This window comes from Streptomyces sp. NPDC030798 (assembly GCF_055572275.1).
This window is the reverse complement of sequence record NZ_JBVIDR010000002.1, coordinates 336,819-352,352: the sequence shown is the minus strand read 5'-3', so window position 1 is coordinate 352,352 and position 15,534 is coordinate 336,819. Positions and strand designations below refer to the sequence as shown.

At 72.4% G+C, this 15,534-nt stretch carries 11 protein-coding genes; 4 read left to right on the top strand and 7 right to left on the bottom strand.

What is annotated here, in order from left to right; genetic code table 11:
* Positions 1-141 precede the first annotated feature (141 nt).
* Positions 142-804: a mycothiol-dependent nitroreductase Rv2466c family protein gene (locus ACZ404_RS06085; protein WP_468436377.1), complete on the bottom strand. Its 663-nt coding sequence runs from the start codon at positions 802-804 to the stop codon at positions 142-144.
* A gap of 140 nt (positions 805-944) precedes the next feature.
* Here ACZ404_RS06085 and pepN (ACZ404_RS06080) point away from each other — a divergent pair, with 140 nt between their 5' ends.
* Together pepN (ACZ404_RS06080) and ACZ404_RS06075 are read left to right on the top strand one after the other, a co-directional pair.
* Positions 945-3,524 carry an aminopeptidase N gene (pepN, locus tag ACZ404_RS06080; RefSeq protein WP_468436375.1) on the top strand — a complete coding sequence of 860 codons (2,580 nt, stop codon included), beginning with the start codon at positions 945-947 and terminating at the stop codon, positions 3,522-3,524.
* Positions 3,525-3,731: 207 nt separating this feature from the next.
* A complete protein-coding gene (locus tag ACZ404_RS06075; RefSeq protein ID WP_468436373.1) occupies positions 3,732-4,769 on the top strand; it encodes a hypothetical protein in 1,038 nt (345 codons plus the stop codon).
* Between the two features lie 83 nt (positions 4,770-4,852).
* Here ACZ404_RS06075 and ACZ404_RS06070 read toward each other — a convergent pair whose 3' ends face one another.
* From ACZ404_RS06070 to ACZ404_RS06045, 6 genes are all read right to left on the bottom strand, one after another.
* Positions 4,853-6,052 (bottom strand): glycosyltransferase, encoded by a 1,200-nt coding sequence (locus ACZ404_RS06070; protein WP_468437158.1) that lies wholly within the window; start codon positions 6,050-6,052, stop codon positions 4,853-4,855.
* Between the two features lie 141 nt (positions 6,053-6,193).
* On the bottom strand, positions 6,194-7,342 hold the full coding sequence (locus ACZ404_RS06065) for a serine hydrolase domain-containing protein (RefSeq protein ID WP_468436371.1): 1,149 nt from the start codon (positions 7,340-7,342) through the stop codon (positions 6,194-6,196).
* A gap of 92 nt (positions 7,343-7,434) precedes the next feature.
* On the bottom strand, positions 7,435-9,186 hold the full coding sequence (locus tag ACZ404_RS06060; protein ID WP_468436369.1) for a TIGR03767 family metallophosphoesterase: 1,752 nt from the start codon (positions 9,184-9,186) through the stop codon (positions 7,435-7,437).
* A 200-nt stretch (positions 9,187-9,386) separates the two neighbouring features.
* Positions 9,387-9,872: an NUDIX hydrolase gene (locus ACZ404_RS06055; RefSeq protein ID WP_468436367.1), complete on the bottom strand. Its 486-nt coding sequence runs from the start codon at positions 9,870-9,872 to the stop codon at positions 9,387-9,389.
* A gap of 72 nt (positions 9,873-9,944) precedes the next feature.
* The gene (locus ACZ404_RS06050; RefSeq protein ID WP_468436366.1) at positions 9,945-10,817 is read right to left on the bottom strand and encodes a hypothetical protein; all 873 of its coding nucleotides are present in this window, start codon (positions 10,815-10,817) and stop codon (positions 9,945-9,947) included.
* Position 10,818: 1 nt separating this feature from the next.
* Positions 10,819-11,367: a sigma-70 family RNA polymerase sigma factor gene (locus ACZ404_RS06045; RefSeq protein ID WP_468436365.1), complete on the bottom strand. Its 549-nt coding sequence runs from the start codon at positions 11,365-11,367 to the stop codon at positions 10,819-10,821.
* Between the two features lie 335 nt (positions 11,368-11,702).
* On the opposite strand from ACZ404_RS06045, the gene ACZ404_RS06040 reads away from it, so the two are divergent.
* Both ACZ404_RS06040 and pepN (ACZ404_RS06035) read left to right on the top strand, forming a co-directional pair.
* Positions 11,703-12,719, top strand: coding sequence for an aspartate-semialdehyde dehydrogenase (locus ACZ404_RS06040; protein ID WP_468436364.1), 1,017 nt, complete (start codon positions 11,703-11,705; stop codon positions 12,717-12,719).
* 210 nt (positions 12,720-12,929) lie between these two features.
* On the top strand, positions 12,930-15,503 hold the full coding sequence (pepN, locus tag ACZ404_RS06035) for an aminopeptidase N (protein WP_468436362.1): 2,574 nt from the start codon (positions 12,930-12,932) through the stop codon (positions 15,501-15,503).
* Positions 15,504-15,534: the final 31 nt, after the last annotated feature.

Sequence of the window (15,534 nt, the reverse complement as noted above, 5' to 3'; positions counted from 1 at the left end):
CGGCCAGGTCCCGCGCGGACGTGCTGCTGCTCGCGCCCTGAGAACGTCCTGCCTCGTGATCGTCTTCTCACCTTTCACGGGCAGGCGGGTGGAAGGAGGCCCCCGTGAGGACGCGACTCACGGGGGTGCTCCGCCGAGGGACTACAGGTTGCTGAAGTCGGGACCCTTGGTGCGGGTGCGCTTCAGCTCGTAGAAGCCGGGCACGGAGGCCACGGCGAGGGTGCCGTCCCACAGGCGGGCCGCCTCCTCGCCCTGCGGGGCGGGGGTGACGACGGGGCCGAAGAACGCGATCTGCTCGCCGTCGGGGCCGGGAACGGCGATGACCGGGGTGCCGACGTCCTGGCCCACCTTCTCGATGCCCTCCTTGTGGGAGGCGCGCAGCTCGGCGTCGAACTCGAAGTCCTGCTGCTCGGCGTACTCGATCAGCTCGGCGGGCAGGCCGACGTCGGCGAGGGCGCCGGCGATGGCCTCCAGGGTCGGGCCCTCGCCCTGGTTGTGGATGCGGGTGCCGAGCGCGGTGTAGAGGGGGCCGAGGACGTCCGCGCCGTGCTTCTGCCAGGCGGCGGTGACCACGCGCACCGGCTGCCAGGCCTTGGTGGCGAGCATCTCCCGGTACTGCTCGGGCAGCTCCTCCAGCCTGTCCTCGTTGAGCACGGCGAGGCTCATGATGTGCCAGCGCACCTCGATGTCGCGGACCTTCTCGACCTCCAGCACCCAGCGGGAGGTCATCCAGGCCCAGGGGCACAGCGGGTCGAACCAGAAGTCCACGGGGGTCTTGCCGGGCGTGGTCGCGGTCTCGGACATGCTTCTCCTCAGCGGAACGGGCGTGTGAAACGTCAACATCCCCGGGCGTGCGGGCATTCCCCCGGTGTGCCCTGTCAGGGGCGCATGGCAGGATCGGTCCTGTTCTTCAGGTGTCCGAGCGACCACAAGGGAGTGCCGCTGTGCCCGGTGAGAATCTGACCCGCGACGAGGCCCGGGAGCGGGCCGCGCTGCTGTCCGTCGACGGGTACGACGTGGAGCTGGACCTGCGCTCCGCCGTCGCCGACGGGGACGGCGAGCCGCGCACCTTCCGCTCGGTCACCACGATCCGGTTCCGCTGCAACGAGCCGGGCGCGTCGAGCTTCGCCGATCTGCTCGCGCCCGGTGTGACGGCCGTGACGCTCAACGGCAAGGACCTGGACCCCGGGGAGGTCTTCGACGGCTCCCGCATCCTGCTGGAGGACCTGGCCGCCGAGAACGAGCTGACGGTCGACGCCCAGTGCGCCTACTCCCGCACCGGCGAGGGCCTGCACCGCTTCGTGGACCCCGAGGACGGCGAGGTCTACCTCTACACGCAGTACGAGCCGGCCGACGCCCGCCGGGTCTTCGCCAACTTCGAGCAGCCGGACCTGAAGGCGCCCTACCGCTTCGCGGTGCGGGCGCCCGAGGGGTGGACGGTGTGGAGCAACGGCGCCGGCGAACTCGCGGACGGGGTCTGGCGGTTCGCGGAGACGAAGCCGATCTCGACGTACATCACGTGCGTGGTGGCGGGGCCGTACCACTATGTGACGGACCGCTACGAGCGGGTCCTGGAAGACGGCAGCAAGCTGGAGATCCCGCTCGGCGCGATGTGCCGCAAGGGCCTGGCCCCGCACTTCGACGCCGACGACGTCTTCCTGATCACCAAGCAGGGCCTGGACTTCTTCCACGACCACTTCGACCACCCGTACCCCTTCGGGAAGTACGACCAGGCGTTCGTCCCGGAGTACAACCTGGGGGCGATGGAGAACCCGGGCCTGGTGACGTTCCGGGAGGAGTACATCTTCCGCGGGAAGGTGACGCGGGCGTCGTACGAGGCGCGGGCCAACGTCATCCTGCACGAGATGGCGCACATGTGGTTCGGCGACCTGGTCACCATGGAGTGGTGGGACGACCTGTGGCTGAAGGAGTCCTTCGCGGACTTCATGGGGACCTTCGCCAACGTCGGTGCGACCCGCTTCACGGATGCCTGGATCACCTTCGCCAACCGCCGCAAGGCCTGGGCGTACCGCGCGGACCAGCTGCCCTCCACGCACCCGATCACGGCGGACATCCACGACCTGCAGGACGCCAAGCTCAACTTCGACGGCATCACCTACGCCAAGGGCGCCTCCGTGCTCAAGCAGCTCGTGGCGTACGTCGGCCAGGACGCCTTCCTGGAGGGCGCCCGCCGCTACTTCAAGCGCCACGCGTACGGCAACACGCGCCTGGGCGACCTGCTGTCGGTGCTGGCGGAGACCAGCGGGCGGGACATGACGGAGTGGTCCCGCTCCTGGCTGCAGACGGCCGGAGTGAACTCGCTGACCCCGCAGGTGCTGCTGGACACCGAGGGCGGCCGGATCGCCGAGCTGGCGATCGTGCAGGAGGCACCGGAGACCCATCCGGAGCTGCGCCCGCACCGGGTGGCGGTGGGCCTGTACCGCCGTACCCCCGAGGGCGCCCTGGAGCGGTACGCGCGCGTGGAGACGGACGTGCACGGCGCGCGTACGGTCGTGGCCGAACTGGCGGGCGCCGAGGCGCCGGAGCTGGTCCTGGTCAACGACGACGACCTGACCTACTGCAAGATCCGCTTCGACACGACCTCGCTGGCGGCCCTGCGCGAGCACCTGGGTGCGCTGACCGATCCGCTGGCCCGGGCGCTGTGCTGGTCGGCGCTGTGGAACCTGACCCGGGACGCGCTGCTTCCGGCGCGGGACTTCGTGGACCTGGTGCTGCGGTTCGCGGGCCGCGAGTCGGACATCGGGGTGCTGCAGATGCTGCACGCGTGGGCGGACTCGGCGCTGGTGCACTACGCGGCGCCCGAGTGGCGCGAGCAGGGCGGCCGCCTGGTGGCGGAGGGTGCCCTGCGGGAGCTGCGGGCGGCCGAGCCGGGCAGTGAGCACCAGCTGGCCTGGGCGCGTTTCTTCGCCTCCGTCGCCTCCGCCGACGCGGACCTGGCCCTGCTCAAGGGCCTGCTGGACGGCACCGAGTCGGTCGAGGGCCTGGAGGTGGACCAGGAGCTGCGCTGGGCGTTCCTGGAGCCGCTGGCCGCGCACGGGGCGGCGGACGAGGCGGCGCTGGCGGCCGAACTGGCCCGGGACGACACGGCCTCCGGCAAGCGCCACCAGGTGCGCTGCCTGGCGGCCCGCCCGTCGGCGGCGGTGAAGGCGCAGGCGTGGGCGCAGGTGGTGGAGTCCGACGCCCTGTCGAACGCGCTCGTGGAGGCGACGATCGCGGGCTTCGGGCAGCCCTCGCAGCGGGAGCTGACCGCGCCGTACGCGCAGAAGTACTTCGCGGTGATCGAGCGGGTGTGGCGGGAGCGCTCCATCCAGATCGGCATGGACGTCGTGCGGGGGCTGTTCCCGTCGCTGCAGGACTCGCCCGAGACGCTGCGGGCGGCGGACGCGTGGCTGGAGGCGCACGAGGGTGCCGCTCCGGCCCTGCGCCGGCTGGTGCTGGAGGCGCGGGACGACCTGGCACGGGCGCTGCGCGGACAGGCGTGCGACGCGGAGGCCGGCCACTGAGCTTTGGCCTGAGGTCACGGTCTCGGTGACCGTTACGGAATTCATTCAATAGCGCCCGTAACCCCTGGTCCGCACCCGATCGGACCAGGGGTTATCGGTGTCCACTCGGCATCCGAACACGCGTCCTTTAGGGCGGTCTTGTCCGCATTGTGCGACGGGCGTGTAACAGCGGTTAAGGGTGGGACCGGAGGCGGGAATCCCGACGCCATGACGCACAACACCCCGCTCTCCCCCCGCCCCCTGGCCCACCTCGGCGACACCCACCGCAGGGTCCTGACGACGGCTCAGCTGCGCTCCCACGGTGTGAGCACGGCCGAGCTGAACGAGCAGTGCCGCTCCGGCGGCCCCTGGCAGCTGCTGCTGCCGAACGTCGTCCTCCTCCACCCCGGCCCGCCGACCAGCGAGGAGCGGCTGCACGGCGCCCTGCTGTACGCGGCCCGGGAGTCGGCGCCGGGCGTCCCGGCCCAGCCCGGCGCCGACGAGCCGCACCGCACGCCGTACCCGGAGGCGATGATCACGGGCCTCGCGGCCCTCACCCTGTACGGCTTCTCCTCCACCCCGCCGCTGCTGTCCCTGGACCGCGTCGACGTCCTGGTCCCCCGCCTGCGCCGGCTGCGCTCCACCGGCTACGTCCGCGTCCTGCGCACCCCGGCCCTGCCCACGCCCCGCACGGTGACGGGCCTGCCGGTGGCCCCGGTGCCGCGCGCCCTGGCGGACGCGGTGGCGGAACTGACGGACGCCGCGGTGGTACGGCGGCTGCTGACCGAGGCGGTGCGCGGAGGCCACTGCGAACCGGTGTCCGTCGTGCGGGAGTTGACCAGCGCGAAGCTTCTGAACCGGCCGCACGTGGTGGACGCGGTGGACTCGCTCGTCGCCGCCGGGCGGGCGGTCGCGGAGGACCGGCTGTACCGGATGGTCGGCGAGTACGGCCTGCCCGACCCGGTCTGGAACGTGGACCTGCGCCTGCCCGGCGGCCCCCACCTCGGCGGCGTGGACGCCTACTGGCCGGAGCAGGCGGTGGCGGTGGAGCTCGACACGCGGGCCCCGCGCCAGGAGGAGGACGCGATGTGGTCGGAGTACGCGCGCAAGCGGGAGCACCTGGAACGGCTCGGGATCACGGTCGTGTACCTCACCCCGAGGAAGCTGCGGGAGTCCCTGGAGCAGCAGGCCACGGTGATCCGCACGGCGCTGATGGCCTCCGCCGACCGTGACCCGGCGGCGTACGTCGTGGTGCTGCCCCGGTAGTGACGGCCGGGGAGAGCATCAGGAGGGGAGAGGAGGGGCCACCGGGCCTGTGCACCGGTGGCCCCTCCTCGTTGCGCGGCCGGCTACAGCTCGTCCGTCGCGGCGACCGGGCGGCCGCCGAGGCGGGAGGCGCGGACCCGGTCCAGCAGGGCGGCGTACGCGGCGATCATGCGGGTGCGGCTGAAGCGCTCGCGGCTGCGTTCCAGGGCGGGGGCGAGAGCGGCGCGCCCGGCGACGGCCGCCGACCAGGCCAGGGCCACGGCGCCGGGCTCGGGCGGGGTGACGAAGCCGTGGCCCGCCACGATCGCCGCGCTGTCGCCGACGTCGGTCGTCACCGGCACCGCGCCGCACATCATGCCCTCGATCAGACACAGCGGCGCCGCCTCCCCCGAGACGGAGGTCAGGGCGACGACGTCGGCACCGGCGTACACCGCCTCCATGTCGTGCCGGACGCCGAGCAGGTGCACCCGGTCCGCGAGCCGGGGCTCCCCGGCCAGGGCGCGCTCCAGGTCGGCCCGCAGGGCGGGGTTCGTCCGCGTCATGCCCGCACCGCACAGCACCACGTGCCCGGCGTCCTCCCGGGCCAGCCAGGTGCGGGCGGCGCCGAGGAGGAGCGGGACGTTCTTCATCGGGGCGTACCGGGCCGCGAAGACCACCACCGGCGCCGCGGCCGGGATCCCCAGGCAGGCGCGGAAGGCGAGCCGGGCCGCCGCGTCGGGACGGAACCGGAGGAGGTCGACGCCGTTGGGGATGACGTGCAGCAGCTCGCCCGGGACGCCCGCCGCCCGGTAGGCCGCCCGGGTCGACTCGGCGCAGCACACACAGGCCGCGACCGTGCCGTCGGCGATGGCCGCCTTCAGCTCGTCCAGGGCCGGGCCCTGGCCCGCGGGGTCGGAGCGGTGCAGGCAGACCACGACCGGGCGGCGGGGCAGGCCGGCCTGGTTCAGCAGGGCGAGCGGCTGCTCCTTCAGGGAGAGGATCACATCGGCCGCCGCCATCGACCGAGCGGTTTCGGCCAGTTCCGGCCCGCTGAAAACCGACGCCGCGACCGAGCCGTCGACCAGGCCGGCGGTGCGGCCCAGCGAGGTGACCGCGACCCCGGCCGCGGTGAGCGAGCGGTAGCAGGCGTCGTCCTCCATGCGCTGCCGGGTGGCCTCGCGGTGGACCTCTCCGTGGATGCTGAGCACCTGATGGGACTGGCCGCCCTCGGCCAGTCCCCGTACGACGTCGCTGTGGACGATCCGGGCTCCTCCCGAGAAGAAGCCCTCGTAGACCGACAGCACACGCAGTCCGCGCCCTGTGCGCATGCGACCACCCGCCTTGCAACCAGATCGAGCCATCCCCGTGAACAGCGGGTTAGCCGATATGAGGCGGTACGGACATTGCGTCCGGGTTAACGCGCAATGACGCGAATGAAACGTTGACTAACAGAATTCCTTTTCGATCACGGCACCCGTGTCGCCGGTCCAGTCCCCGTTGAAATTGAGGGCGAAGGAATGCCGGCCGTCCGTCGTGGTCACCGCCGAGGACGCGGAGCCGTGGATGCCGCCGTCGTGGCCCCAGACGCGAACGCCGCAGGTCAGGGTGGACTCCATGAGGCCGAGGCCGTAGCGCGTGCGGGGTGCGCCGTCGACGGCCACCGTGGTCTTCATTTCCTTCAGCTGCGCGGGCGGCAGCAGCTTTCCGCGGAGCAGCGCGCTGTAGAAGCGGTCGAGATCCGCGGAATTCGAGATCATTTCACCGGCCGAGGAGGCGAGGGACGGATTGAGGGTCGTGACGTCGTACGTCGGGCCCGTCGCCGTCAGCGCGAGCTTGGAATAGGCGCGGCTGCTGGGCCGCGGCACCGTGACCCGGGTGCCGGGCAGGGAGGTGGCCCGCAGACGCAGCGGCTCGATGACGCGGCGGGCGATCTCGGTGGCGTACGAGTGGCCCGTCACACTCTCGATCACCATGCCGGCGAGGACGTAGTTGGTGTTGGAGTAGTTCCAGGACGTGCCGGGCGCGAAGTCGGGCTGGTGGCGCATGGCGATCGCCACCAGATCGCGCGGGGTGAGCGTGTCGTAGCGGTGCTGGAGGAAGCCGTCCTCGGTGAAGTAGGTCCGGGCGAAGTCCGCGTCGGCCGTGTAGTTGTAGATGCCGCTGGTGTGGTTGAGGAGTTGACGGACGGTGATGCGGCGGCCGTCGTGGCCGTGGCCGCGGACCACGCCCGGCAGCCACTTGTCCACCGTGTCGTCCAGCGACAGCCGGCCCTCCGCCTCCAGCTGGAGCAGGACGGTGGCGACGAACGTCTTGGTGATGCTGCCGACGCGGTAGCGGTCGGCGGCCGAGCGCGGCTCGCCGGTGCGCAGGTCGCCGACGCCGGCCGTGGCGGACCAGGTGCCGCGGGCGTCCTTCGCGGTGGCCGTCACCCCGGGCACCCCGGCCTCCACCGTTTCCTCGATCGCCCGGCGGGTGGCCGCGTGCCCGTCGGCGGAGCGGCCGGCCGCGGCGGGGGCGGCCACGGCCGCCGGGCCCGCCAGGACCACCGAGAGGAGCAGGGCGCCGGCGCCCGTCAGAGTCGTACGTACGCGCATGTCTTCCCCAACTGTTCCGTGCGGTTCGGTCGGGGTGAGGGACCGGGCGGCATGCGCGAAGGTTGCACCGGTGTAGGCCGGTTGAGTGACTTTCAGCCCTTCCTCAGGACCAGCTCGGTGTTCCGGTCGTCCGCGCCGCCCGCCAGCGTCCTGATCGCCCCCGGGGCATTGAAGGACAGCTCACGGTACAGGGCCGCCAGACCGGTCTGGGAGAGGTCGGTGTAGTCGGTGCGGTGCGGGGCGGCGGACTCGATCAGCGTGGTGAACACCGAGATCGTGCCGTCCTTGTTGTCCACCAGCTCGATGACGCGGGCCAGCTGGGGATGGTCGACGTGCGAGGCGGTGGAGATCTCCCAGAAGGAGCGGTTGCCGGAGGCCCGGTGCGGGGTGACGACGTTCTTGTGGACGTGGCCGTTCACCCAGGCCAGCACGCCCGGGTGGGAGGCGAGGACGGACACCACCTCGGCGCCGTTGTGGCGGCGCTCGCCCGGGCGGGACGGGTCGGGGCGGGTGTTGGTCATCGTCGTGCTGGTGTGGTGGCTGAAGACGACGGCGTAGGAGTCCTTGTTGTCCTTCAGCGTCTTCTCCAGCCACTTCAGCTGGGCGGTGCCGATCGAGCCCTCGTAGTGGCCGCCGGGGTCGGTGGTGTCGAGGCTGATGCCGATGACGTCCTCGGAGATGCGGAAGGCGTAGTACTGGGTGCCCGCGTCCAGGTTCGCCGAGGAGTAGCCGTGGCCGGCCGGGCCGAGCCCCTGGTGGGCGGGGTCGAGATGGGCCTTGAGGTAGTCGGCCGGGGTGTACGGGGCCCGCTTCTCGTCCGGCGTGACCGAGCGCATGGAGCGCGCATGGGCCTTGAGGAAGTCCCGGTACCCGGTGCCCTTGGGGTCGGTGGCGTGCTTGATGGCGTCCTGGAGCTTCTTGGCGTCGGCGGCGGAGGCGCTGAACAGCTTCTTGCCGGCGATGGCCGCCTCGGCGAGATAGGGGTCGCCGTGGGAGCCGTAGCAGCCGAGCGGAAGGTTGTCGTGGTTGCCGACGGTGGAGTACCAGGGCAGGTTCAGACCGGGGCTTCGCACCTCGCGGATCGCGGCGGCCAGGAAGCCCTTCAGGTGCGGGAAGCCGAGCGCCTTGTCGCCGTCGCGGGCGGTGGAGTCGGGCTGCCAGTACAGCTTCAGACCGCTGTTCTGCACGCCCTCGTAGTGGCGGGGGTCCCCGGAGTTCGGGGTGATGCGGCCGCCGCTCATCACCTTCATGAACCACTCCAGCTCCGAGTGGGCGTTGTTGTCGGTGTTGTCGCCGGTGGTCATGACGAAGTGCAGCGGGGCGCCGGTCACGGGGGCGCCGCGCAGCGCGTTGACCCGCTCGACCAGCGAGATCGCACCGGGCACGGTGAGCGCCTCGTGCGGGCGCCAGGCGTGCGGGTCGTGGGCGCGCAGGTACTCCAGGCGCAGCGGGTGCTGCACGTCCATCAGGTGCAGGTCGGTGAACTGCACGAACGCCGCCAGGGCGGTACGGCGGTCGGCGCGACCCGACTTGGGGGCGGCCAGTTCGTCGCGCACCACCCGCTTCCAGCCGGGGCCGTCGCCGAGGCGCCGGTAGCCGGAGCTGGTGCGGGGGGCGGCGACGGAGGCGAGGGTGGTGCCCTTGGTGTAGGGCACGAGCGGGGCCGCCGGGGTCACCTTCCGGGAGGCGGCGACCGGGGCCTCGGTACCGGTGGCGGCGTGGCTGTCGGTGGGACGCAGGGCGTAGCCGGCGCCCGCGGAGAGCGAGACCGCTCCGGCGGCGGCGAGGACGGTACGGCGGTGGACCCCCAGGGCGGAGGCGGCGACAGAGCGTGTGCGCGACATGGCGCGATCTCCCCGAGTGCGAACGCGTCGGCAGTGGTCGCGGGTCGTCGCGGACGCGAACGCCCCGCTCACCAGCGATGGTTGGCACCGGGGATGACCTGCGCGTGAACGCGGCGGCAACGCGCAGCGCCGATCACCGTACGGGGATCACGGGCTGGGGAGTGCGGTCATCGAGTGGATCGTGACCGGCCGGAGTCCGGTCACTCCGTGTTCATCTCCTCGGGCAGGGGACGGCCCTCGGGGCCCAGGTGCCCGTCCACCGGGCGCTCGCGCCACAGCCGCAGGGCGACGTCGACGAGCGGCACCCGGGCCAGGCCCGGCACGGCGTCCAGGTCCTGCCAGGCGGCGAAGTCGGTGGACCCGCCGACCTCGAAGCGCAGTTCACCGCCGACGACCTCGGCCTCGTACACGATCCGCACACCGTGGTGGTCGGTGCGGCGGCCGGTCCGCGGGTCGCCGACGAGGTTGAAGGAGTGGACGCCGAGCAGCCCGGTCACCCGAACGCGGTAACCGGTCTCCTCCATCAGCTCACGGTGGACGGTGTCGTACGGATCCTCCCCGTGCTCCATCCCGCCACCGGGCAGCACCCACTCGGGCACCCCGCCGGGCCCCGGCGACCTCGCGAGCAGAATCCGCCCGTCCCGGACACACACGGCGTAGGCCGCCACCCTCAAGTTCCGTCGCATGGGGGGACGTTAACGCGGGCCGGTGGGGGTGGCAGGGCAATATTCGGGGGCGGGCAGGGAGCTGCCGGCCCCCTAGGGGGCGGGTGGGCAGGTGGTGGTGCGGGAGCCGGGGAGGGCCTCGGTGATCCAGGCGCGCTCGGCCGACACGCGGGCGTCGCCCACGGCCCACAGGCTCGCGGTCTGCCGGTCGCGGCCGACCCGGACGAGGACGTGCTGGCCGGTGCGCGGTGCCGGCCGCGCGCCGCGGTCGAGCAGGACGGTGACCACGGCCGGTCCGTGCGCGGGCTTGTAGGCGCGGATGACGGACAGCGTGACCCGGCTGGACGGCGACGACTCCTGTCGCTGGACCCGGGTCACGGTGCCCTCCACGACCAGCCGGGAACAGGCCAGCTCGCGTTCCGGATCGGCCGGCCTCCCGCTCTTCCCCGACGCCTTGCCGGACGCCTGGTCCGCCCTCTTGTCCGCGGCGGCGCTGCTCGCACCGTTCGCCGAGACGCCGGTGTGCGTCACGACCCAGCCGAACCCGACGACGACCAGCGAGAGCGCGGCGGTACCGGCCAGCGCCCCCAGGGCGACCCGCGCCCCCCGCCGGCGACCCGGGCCCCGCCCGCCCCGAGGCGCCCGCCCGGCCCCGCCGGGCCGCACGGCACTCCGCTCCCGCACCCCACCCCGGCCGGCCCCGCCGTCCGCCGGCGGCGCCTCGGCCGCACCCTCGGCGGCCTCCTCGAGGCTCTCCCCCGTGAGGGCCTCCGCCAGCCACGTGAGCTGTTCCCTCAGCAGGGCCACGTCGCTCCGGGCCGCCCGGTGCTCGGTGAGACGGGCCGGGTCGGTGCGGTCCTCGTCCGGCAGGGGGGTGTCCGTGATGGCCGCCATGAGGGGGTCCGGTCCGGAGCCGGTGTACCGCTCGGGGTGCCCCGCGTTCTCGCGCTCGTGTTCGGCGGGCACCTCACACCACCTCGTCCTCGTGCAGCCGGTCCCGCAGCGCGCGGACCGCCGTGTGCAGCCTGCTCTTGACCGTGCCCTCGGGAATGCCCAGCTCCTCGGCGATCCCCCGCACCGGCAGATCGGCGAAGAAGCGCAGCACCACGACCTGGCGCTGCAGGTCGGGCAGCTCGTCCAGGCCCTGGGCGACGGCCAGGGAGAGCAGGCTGGTCTCCTCCCCGGAGGGGTGCGCCGGCTCCCGCAGCGACGCCAGCCGCTCCCCCAGCCGCTCCTGGCGCCGCTTGGCCCGGTGCCAGTCCATGGCCAGGTTGGAGGCCACCACCGCCGCCCACGCCGACACGTCCCGCGGCGCCTCGCGTCCGCTCGCGGCCCGCTCCAGCAGCCGCAGGCGTACCTGCTGCACCCCGTCCGGCAGGTCCGCCTGCGGCACGCCACCGAGCGCGAGCACCGCCCGCACCCGGCGTTCCTGGACCGCGTCCAGCGGATCCCCGCCGGCACGGTCGCCGCCACCGGCGTGCGCACCCCGCTCGCGGCGCGTCCCTCCGCGCAGCACCAGCCCACCCCCTCACGCGTTCGCTGCCCCTACGACGCCGCACCCGCCCGGAACGTTCAGAGGCGTACGTCACACCGCCGTGTGGCCGGAACCCGACCGGGCAGGGTCCGGGACAGCACAGCTTCCGGCGCACACCCCTGGCGGAGGGAATATCTGCAGCTCAGCTGGGGCCGGAAGCGGACGTCCGGGAACCGGGCACCGGATGATCGCGTCCCACTCCTCGGGCGGGCCCGGCAAAGAATTGGACACGTGGGCCGGGGTCGGCCGCATGATGGAAAGCCCCGGTCACGCACCGCAGCAGCAGTACAGCCAGCACTACACCAGAGGGAGTCGCCGTGAGGGTCGGAATCGTCGGAGCCACCGGTCAGGTCGGCACGGTCATGCGCAGGATCCTCGTCGAGCGCGCCTTCCCGGTCACCGAGCTGCGCCTGTTCGCCTCGGCCCGCTCGGCCGGCACCGTGCTGGACGGCGTGACCGTGGAGGACGCGTCGACCGCCGACTACACGGGCCTCGACATCGTCCTCTTCTCCGCCGGTGGCGCCACCTCCAAGGCGCTGGCCGAGAAGGTCGCCTCCCAGGGCGCGGTCGTCATCGACAACTCCTCCGCCTGGCGCAAGGACCCCGAGGTCCCGCTGGTGGTCTCCGAGGTCAACCCGCACGCGATCGCCGACCGCCCCAAGGGCATCATCGCCAACCCGAACTGCACCACGATGGCCGCGATGCCGGTCCTGAAGCCGCTGCACGAGGAGGCCGGCCTCGAGGCGCTGGTCGTCGCCACGTACCAGGCGGTGTCCGGCTCCGGCCTCGCGGGCGTGGCCGAGCTGCACGGCCAGGTGCAGAAGGTGGCCGCCGACGCCGACAAGCTGACCCACGACGGCGAGGCGGTCGACTTCCCCGAGCCGGGGGTCTACAAGCGCACCATCGCCTTCAACGTGCTGCCCTTCGCCGGCAACCTCGTCGAGGACGGTCTGAACGAGACCGACGAGGAGCAGAAGCTGCGCAACGAGTCCCGCAAGATCCTGGAGATCCCCGAGCTGAAGGTCTCCGGCACCTGCGTGCGCGTCCCGGTCTTCTCCGGCCACTCCCTCCAGGTCAACGCCCGGTTCGCCCGTCCGATCACCCCGGAGCGCGCGACCGAGCTGCTGGCCGGCGCCCCCGGCGTCGCCCTCTCCGACATCCCGACCCCGCTGCAGGCGGCCGGCAAGGACCCGTCGTACGTCGGCCGCATCCGCCGCGACGAGACGGTGGAGAACGGCCTGGCCCTGTTCCTCTCCAACGACAACCTCCGCAAGGGCGCGGCGCTGAACGCGGTCCAGATCGCGGAGCTGGTGGCGGCCGAGCTGAAGGGCTGACGGCCGACGCCGTACGGCACGTCGGGGCGGGCACCACGCGGGTGCCCGCCCCGCTCCCGTTCCGGGGCGGCTGTCCTCCGGTCCGCGGGGTGCCGGCGCAGAGGTATAGGGCTTTCCCTAGGGCCTGGTCGTGGCGGCCCTCGAACGTCGCCTCCGCCGCAGGTCGCGTGGAAGGATGGCCGAACCCACACATAACGAGGAGATGACCGCGTGCCTGGCACAAACCTGACTCGCGAAGAGGCGCAGCAGCGGGCCGAGCTGCTCACCGTTGACTCGTACGAGGTAGAACTCGACCTCTCCGGCGCGCAGGAGGGCGGTACCTACCGGTCCGTGACCACGGTGCGCTTCGACGTCGCCCGGGGCGGCGCCGAATCCTTCATCGACCTGGTCGCGCCGACCGTGCACGAGGTCACGCTGAACGGGGACGCGCTGGACACCGCCGAGGTCTTCAAGGACTCGCGGATCGCGCTGCCCGGGCTGCTGGAGGGCCGCAACATCCTGCGGGTCGTCGCGGACTGCGCCTACACCAACACCGGCGAGGGCCTGCACCGCTTCGTCGACCCGGTCGACGAGCAGGCCTACCTCTACACCCAGTTCGAGGTGCCGGACGCCCGCCGGGTCTTCGCCTCCTTCGAGCAGCCCGACCTGAAGGCGACCTTCCAGTTCACGGTGAAGGCCCCCGAGGGCTGGACGGTCATCTCCAACTCGCCGACGCCGGAGCCGAAGGACAACGTCTGGGCCTTCGAGCCGACGCCCCGGATCTCGTCGTACATCACGGCGCTGATCGTCGGGCCCTACCACTCGGTGCACAGCGTGTACGAGAAGGACGGGCAGAGCGTGCCGCTCGGCATCTACTGCCGGCCCTCGCTCGCCGAGTTCCTGGACTCGGACGCGATCTTCGAGGTGACCCGGCAGGGCTTCGACTGGTTCCAGGAGAAGTTCGACTACGCCTACCCGTTCGCCAAGTACGACCAGCTCTTCGTGCCCGAGTTCAACGCGGGAGCGATGGAGAACGCGGGCGCGGTCACCATCCGTGACCAGTACGTCTTCCGGTCCAAGGTGACCGACGCGGCGTACGAGGTGCGGGCCGAGACCATCCTGCACGAGCTGGCCCACATGTGGTTCGGCGACCTGGTCACCATGGAGTGGTGGAACGACCTGTGGCTGAACGAGTCGTTCGCCACCTACACCTCCATCGCCTGCCAGGCCGCCGCGCCCGGCTCGAAGTGGCCGCACTCGTGGACCACGTTCGCCAACTCGATGAAGACCTGGGCGTACCGGCAGGACCAGCTGCCGTCCACGCACCCGATCATGGCGGACATCCGCGACCTGGACGACGTGCTGGTCAACTTCGACGGCATCACCTACGCCAAGGGCGCGAGCGTGCTCAAGCAGCTCGTGGCGTACGTCGGCGAGGACGAGTTCTTCCAGGGCGTGCAGGCCTACTTCAAGCGCCACGCGTACGGCAACACGCGCCTGTCGGACCTGCTGGGCGCCCTGGAGGAGACCTCCGGCCGGGACCTGAAGACCTGGTCGAAGAAGTGGCTGGAGACGGCCGGGATCAACGTCCTGCGTCCGGAGATCGAGACGGACGCCGAGGGCGCCGTCACCTCCTTCGCCGTCCGCCAGGAGGCCCCCGCCCTGCCCGCCGGCGCCAAGGGCGAGCCCACCCTGCGCCCGCACCGCATCGCGATCGGCCTGTACGACCTGGACGGCAACGGCAAGCTGGTGCGCACCGACCGGATCGAGCTGGACGTCGACGGCGAGCTGACCGCCGTACCGCAGCTCGCGGGCCGGCCGCGCCCGGCGGTGATCCTGCTCAACGACGACGACCTGTCGTACGCCAAGGTCCGCCTGGACGAGGTGTCGCTGCAGGCTGTCACCGAGCACCTCGGCGACTTCGAGGCGTCGCTGCCGCGCGCGCTGTGCTGGGCGTCGGCGTGGGACATGACCCGCGACGGCGAGCTGGCCACCCGCGACTACCTGTCCCTCGTCCTGTCGGGCATCGGCAAGGAGTCCGACATCGGTGTCGTGCAGTCGCTGCACCGCCAGGTGAAGCTCGCGATCGACCTGTACGCGGACCCGGCGGCCCGGGAGGCCCTGCTGACCCGCTGGACCGACGCCACGCTGGCCCACCTGCGTGCGGCCGAGCCGGGCGGCGACCACCAGCTCGCCTGGGCCCGGGCCTTCGCGGCGACGGCCCGCACCCCGGAGCAGCTCGACCTGCTGGAGGCGCTGCTGGACGGTTCGCAGACGGTCGAGGGCCTGGCCGTCGACACCGAGCTGCGCTGGGCGTTCGTGCAGCGGCTCGCGGCGGTCGGCCGTTTCGACGAGGCGGAGATCGCCGCCGAGTACGAGCGGGACCGTACGGCGGCCGGTGAGCGGCACGCGGCCACCGCCCGCGCGGCCCGCCCGACGGAGGAGGCCAAGGCGGAGGCCTGGGCGTCGGTCGTCGAGTCCGACAAGCTGCCCAACGCCGTGCAGGAGGCCGTGATCGGCGGCTTCGTGCAGACCGACCAGCGTGAGCTGCTGGCGCCGTACGCGGACCGGTACTTCGAGGTCGTCAAGGGCGTCTGGGACTCCCGGTCGCACGAGATCGCCCAGCAGATCGCGGTCGGCCTGTACCCGTCGGTCCAGGTGTCCGAGGAGACCCTGGCCAGGACGGACTCCTGGCTGTCCTCGGCCGAGCCGAACGCGGCCCTGCGCCGCCTGGTCTCGGAGTCCCGCGCGGGCGTCGAGCGCGCGCTGAAGGCCCAGGCGGCGGACGCGGCGGCCGACGCGTAGGTCCCGCACGCCGACGAGAGGGTGCCCGGCC

Excerpts from the sequence above, each read along its gene's own strand:
- ACZ404_RS06085 (WP_468436377.1), bottom strand. The coding sequence starts at position 804 with ATGTCCGAGACCGCGACCACGCCCGGCAAGACCCCCGTGGACTTCTGG.
- ACZ404_RS06075 (WP_468436373.1), top strand. The coding sequence starts at position 3,732 with ATGACGCACAACACCCCGCTCTCCCCCCGCCCCCTGGCCCACCTCGGC.
- ACZ404_RS06065 (WP_468436371.1), bottom strand. The coding sequence starts at position 7,342 with ATGCGCGTACGTACGACTCTGACGGGCGCCGGCGCCCTGCTCCTCTCG.
- ACZ404_RS06060 (WP_468436369.1), bottom strand. The coding sequence starts at position 9,186 with ATGTCGCGCACACGCTCTGTCGCCGCCTCCGCCCTGGGGGTCCACCGC.
- ACZ404_RS06055 (WP_468436367.1), bottom strand. The coding sequence starts at position 9,872 with ATGCGACGGAACTTGAGGGTGGCGGCCTACGCCGTGTGTGTCCGGGAC.